Origin of the sequence: Syntrophaceticus schinkii, from assembly GCF_000946815.1 — a bacterium.
Classification (GTDB): Bacteria; Bacillota; DSM-12270; order Thermacetogeniales; family Thermacetogeniaceae; genus Syntrophaceticus; species Syntrophaceticus schinkii.
In genome coordinates this window covers 1-3298 of sequence record NZ_CDRZ01000077.1, presented here as the reverse complement: position 1 = coordinate 3298, position 3298 = coordinate 1, and the positions used below count along the sequence as shown (strand labels likewise).

Sequence of the window (3298 nt, the reverse complement as noted above, 5' to 3'; positions counted from 1 at the left end):
AGTACGGGGCAAAGCCAAAGCCAACACCGAATTCGGAGCCAAAGTAGCCGTCAGCATGGTAGATGGCTACTTCTATATCGATCACCTCAGTTGGGATTCCTTCAATGAAAGCTGTGAGTTACAGAAGGCTGTAGAAAATTACAAGGAACGCTTTGGGTTTTATCCCGAAGCAATCTTAGCAGATAAAATCTACCGCAACCGGGATAATCGTTCATATTGCAAGAAAAATGGCATCAGATTAAGCTGTCCACCGCTGGGACGCCCACCCCGGGATGGCCGACCAAATAAAGAGCTTGAAAAACAAGATATGAAAGAGCGCAACGAAATCGAAGGTGGTTTTGGAGTAGGCAAACGCAGATATGGCCTAGCCCGGATCATGGCGCGCCTGAAAGAAACAGCTGAAAGCGTAATCATGTTACAGTTCCTGGCAATTAATTTGGATCGGTGATTTGCTGTTATGATTGATTGTTTAATTGGCGTACCTTTTTTTTACGGAAACAGTGCAAAATTAAATCTACTATCGAACATGCTAAAAGAAACATTCCTAGCACCAAGAAGAAACTGCCAAACCACTCGCAAGCCCGACAATTATATTAAAACATAAAAAATACTTGCTACAACCTTCTTTCATGTCTGCTCACTTCTAAAACCGGGAAAATATTTTAATATTTCTATAAGGATCCCCCCTATTAAAAATGCTGACTGTTCTCCATATGAAATGATAGCAAACTGCTGTAACATTCCGGAAGCCGCCATTTTCAATAATAAAATAGAATGAAAAATAGCATTATTAAAATAAAAATGACCGTTGCTGCAACGGCTGTTTTTATGTCCAAACCCGTTCATGCCTCAATATAGCCCGCTTGTGTCGTGTTTTGACCCTGTTGGGAATATCCGGCAGGAAAATAAATATCTGTGTTTAATAAGAATTGTAATCCAATTTCCAGGGAGGTGAGGTGTGTTTAACGGTGGTGTAGGTTAAAGATTCTTGTCAGTGTCGAGCAGTAGGTCTGGAGGTAGGGGTATGTTTTGAGAAAAATATTAAGTATTGTGTTAGCAGCAACCATTATTTTTGCGCTTTATGTTATCTGGCTGAAACGGAGTACGACTTGTGTATCCTGTAACTTTGGCAACCTTGGTTTACCAATCAGTCAGTTTCACCTCGCAATTCTTGCACTGATCGGCTCGTCAGTGATCGCTATCAGTTATTATTTTTCTCACAAAGTACAAGGACTCAAATATGTGACCTTGGGTATTTCAGGAATAACAGCCGCTATTGCGTCTTTTCTGATAATACTGCAAATAAAAAGCATTATTTGTTGGCCGTGTCTTATTACAGACGTTTTGTTTTATTTGGTCTTTGTTTTGATGTGTCTGGGAAAAAACTGACCTTAGGGAGGAGTTAAGAATGATAAAAATACTTAGAAAACGGTGGCAGCAGGTTGTAGCTGCTATATTGACCGTTATTATGCTGGGAATCCCAGCAATGACCGGTTTCGCTGCTGTGAATATGTCCGGTTTAGTTCCAGGTAAAGCGGCCTTTTCCACAGAAAAACCCGATCAATATTGTGAATCATGCACAGCAGACCCTAAAATTGTTGAATATGCTAAACAGATGTTTGGACTTAGTGGTGAAGTGATTACAGGAAAAGAGGAGCAAGGTTATTTGGGTTTATTAAAATCTATTAAAGAGTTTGATAACCTAAAGGAAAATCTCTCGGTAGTTAGGGTTGTAAAGATAAAACCTATAAATTATGTTTATATCTCCGGAGCATTTAAAGAAACGAATGATACGCTTTTGTATGCGGTCATCAATGGTAATAACAACGAAATATTGAAGTTGAACACCGTTAAAAATAACGGCGGTGAAAGGGTAATCGTTAAAGAGTATCAAAATGATGGTATAATTAAAGAAAACAGTATTAGCCTAGCAGAAATAGCCCGGGCAAACGAGCAAAACAATCAGGAACTAGCTGCGTTTATGGAAAAACATGATTCCAAAATTACAATGGCAGCTATTAATTGGGAATACTGGTGTTGTAGATATGCTGGTGCGCTAGCATGTACTATGGGATGTATGGTTTTTTTTTGAATTGCCCCCGGTTTTTGCTCTATGCAAGTTTATGTGCGGACAATTATGGAAAAGCGGAGTCTGCGGTAATTTTAAATAATGAAAAACAAGAAAAAAAAAGAGACACAATATCAAAAGATATGGGATTCAATAGATGGAGGCTTTCTATTTGGCGGCTTAAGTTTTCTATTAGCTGTTATATATGATCCCTTGATGTGGCTCGAAGATTTATCTATAGGATTACCCTGTGTTATATACGGGGCAGTTAAAATTATATATTGGAAAAAACATTATGACTACCGGATATCAACATTAAAATGGTATACGATATTTCTAGTGTGCCTATTTCTTGTAAGTACCATTCTCTTTTTAGTACCCCTTGCCCGCATACAAGAAAAAATCATCTTCTACTTGTTAAATACATTCATTATAATATTACTTTTAATAATTACTGTAACAAAAAGAAACCAGTTATATAAGATGCGCCAGTGAGTGAGTATACATTATACGTTGTGCAGCCCAAAGCAAAAGCGATATTTTAATCACGGAATTTTAACAGGCGGCTATCCCAAAAGCCGCCTGTTGCTGGTGATAGATGCCAGGAGCCCAAAGATCAAAAGTCTGAAATTGCTCGGATTGGCTTTATACTAATTCTAAACTATATTCTCCCTTAGATTTAAAAACGTTTTCTCTCCTTCCGGAGTGAATTTTTCCTCCAACGGTACAGCAGGCTCACGCTGATTCCAAGATCACCCGCTATCCCTTTAACTGTTTTGCTGCCTGCATAACTCAGCTTTACTGCATTCTTTTTGAACTCATCATCATATCGTTGTCTGGTTTCTGACATGGTGTCGCCTCTCACTCCCAATGTCGGGGGGAGAGGCGACAGGATCCCTTTTAGGCCACCTTTCACACCAAGCTTTTGGTATATTTGCTTGCGGTAGCCTTCAACAGTGGAAACGCTGAGGTGAAGCTTTGCTGCTGTCTCTCTGCTGCTCAGCCCGGAAAGTAACAGACTCAGGACATCATGCTCACGGGCGGTAAGTTTTACAGCCACTTCCGGTGGGATAAGGCAGGGTGCCGGTAACATATCACCGGTGTTTAGATCCTGGCAGCAATCTGCCATTAGCGAAAACTCCCGTTCGATCAAAATGGTAAGTGTCTGCAGGTGTGCAACAGCTAAGCCCAGTTCTTTCTCAGCATGCATCGAAATGTCGAGGTAGCCAA

At 40.1% G+C, this 3298-nt stretch carries 3 protein-coding genes and 1 pseudogene; 2 read left to right on the top strand and 2 right to left on the bottom strand.

Annotated elements, in window-relative coordinates; translation table 11 throughout:
- Positions 1–442: pseudogene (locus tag SSCH_RS04665) on the top strand (transposase); the annotation flags it as partial.
- A gap of 185 nt (positions 443–627) precedes the next feature.
- On the opposite strand, the gene SSCH_RS04660 reads toward SSCH_RS04665, so the two are convergent.
- Positions 628–846, bottom strand: coding sequence for a hypothetical protein (locus tag SSCH_RS04660; RefSeq protein ID WP_044664459.1), 219 nt, complete (start codon positions 844–846; stop codon positions 628–630).
- 562 nt (positions 847–1408) lie between these two features.
- On the opposite strand from SSCH_RS04660, the gene SSCH_RS04650 reads away from it, so the two are divergent.
- A complete protein-coding gene (locus tag SSCH_RS04650; RefSeq protein WP_044664457.1) occupies positions 1409–2092 on the top strand; it encodes a hypothetical protein in 684 nt (227 codons plus the stop codon).
- A gap of 655 nt (positions 2093–2747) precedes the next feature.
- On the opposite strand, the gene SSCH_RS17385 is transcribed toward SSCH_RS04650, so the two are convergent.
- Positions 2748–3298: LuxR C-terminal-related transcriptional regulator (locus tag SSCH_RS17385; RefSeq protein ID WP_156972100.1), on the bottom strand; the 551-nt coding region annotated here is incomplete at its 5' end.